At 59.7% G+C, this 1322-nt stretch carries 2 protein-coding genes and 1 pseudogene; 2 read left to right on the top strand and 1 reads right to left on the bottom strand.

Going from position 1 to position 1322, the window contains the following annotated elements:
• Positions 1-119: 119 nt before the first annotated feature.
• A pseudogene (locus tag GA0061098_RS46910) lies at positions 120-290 on the bottom strand (IS5/IS1182 family transposase); the annotation flags it as partial.
• A 126-nt stretch (positions 291-416) separates the two neighbouring features.
• On the opposite strand from GA0061098_RS46910, the gene GA0061098_RS43440 reads away from it, so the two are divergent.
• Positions 417-830, top strand: coding sequence for a hypothetical protein (locus tag GA0061098_RS43440; protein WP_129591142.1), 414 nt, complete (start codon positions 417-419; stop codon positions 828-830).
• 75 nt (positions 831-905) lie between these two features.
• On the top strand, positions 906-1109 hold the full coding sequence (locus tag GA0061098_RS43445; protein WP_091968272.1) for a hypothetical protein: 204 nt from the start codon (positions 906-908) through the stop codon (positions 1107-1109).
• Positions 1110-1322: the final 213 nt, after the last annotated feature.

A 1322-nucleotide genomic window follows, 5' to 3' on the forward strand; every position in this document is an offset into this window, starting at 1 on the left:
CACCATCCGAAACTGCGCGCGATCAAGTCGGAATGCTGCGCGGAGAATGCTCGGAATGCTGCGCGCGATCATTTCGGAACCCTGCGCGCCATCAAGTCGGTACGGTGCGCACCATCATCTCGGAATCGGCACCCGTGCTTCCTCGCCAGGCGGTTCAGTCCCAGATCGCTGCATGCAGCAGTTTGCCGTGGGGTCGGGAAGCTGATGGCCTTCGGTTCCATCGTGGAATCGGCCGTGGCCGGTTTAAGGTCTTGGCTGCGCAACGCACCGGCCGCCGGGTCAACGCCAAGCTGCGCGACGACCGCTGGCCGGCGACACGATCGAACGACCTGCGCGATGGATTTCGTCCACGATCAGCTGGAGACGGGGCATAAGCTGCAGCGAGACCGAACTTTGGACTGCAGCGAGACGAACCTTTGGATCACCCACAACTAGAGTTTTTGCGCATTTATCACGTTGCAGGGCTGGTGGCGCCGGCGCTATTTTGCATTAAAATCGGCGGCCGATTGCCGATTGCCGATGGCTCCATGGGGCCGCTCCTCGTTGTACAACAAAACTCGAGAACGCCCACAAAACCGTTCTTCGCGAAGTTCTTTATCGCTTTCATCCCTGATTTGGTCGCCGGGTTTGCGTTCATGGAAAGGTCGAGAAGGCTGATGATGTCGCTTTCCGTTGCTCTCTGGATGGATCGCAAGCGGATCGATGGTTGGAGGTTCCAGCATGGATGTTTGATCGGGCAGCATGCCCTGACACCGAGTTTTTGGCAGCTCAGCCGTTTGTCAGCATCGATGCACTTGCGACGCTCTCCGCGCTTCTCGATCTGGCGTTGAAGGATCGAACGCCATCAGCTGCCCTGCTTTCTGGCGCATCCAGAGCCTCTCACGACCAGAATCGGGGAGAGACTCATGTCACGGCAGACGGCAGTGCCAGCGAGCGGATACCGACACAATCGACAATCGCGGCCGCAGCCGCAGCCGCAGCCGGATCTGTTCGGGAGTGGCCTGTCAAACGGCGCCATCGGCGCGCCCGCATGGCTGGAGTTGCCGGCGGAAGCCAGGGCGGCCCTCACGAGCTTGATGACGCAGTTGATCCTCGACCATGAGCGATGACAGCGACGCCGCCCGTGAAGGAAGTCGATCATGATCTCTGACAAGGTCAGGCCTCATCATCTGGAGCGCGATTCTTTACGTGCGTCAGTCTTCGGCCCATCAGGTGTTGCACAATCGCGAGAGCAGCGCGCTGCAATACGCCATGCGAGACCGGCTGACGGCACTCGGGTGGTCAGAGATTGAAGTGATCGATGATGATCTCGGTCGTTCAGC

It is taken from the genome of Bradyrhizobium shewense, from assembly GCF_900094605.1.
Lineage (GTDB): Bacteria > Pseudomonadota > Alphaproteobacteria > Rhizobiales > Xanthobacteraceae > Bradyrhizobium > Bradyrhizobium shewense.

Bases quoted from the DNA above. Each gene is read 5' to 3' on its own strand.
- GA0061098_RS43445 (WP_091968272.1), top strand. From the start codon at position 906: ATGTCACGGCAGACGGCAGTGCCAGCGAGCGGATACCGACACAATCGA.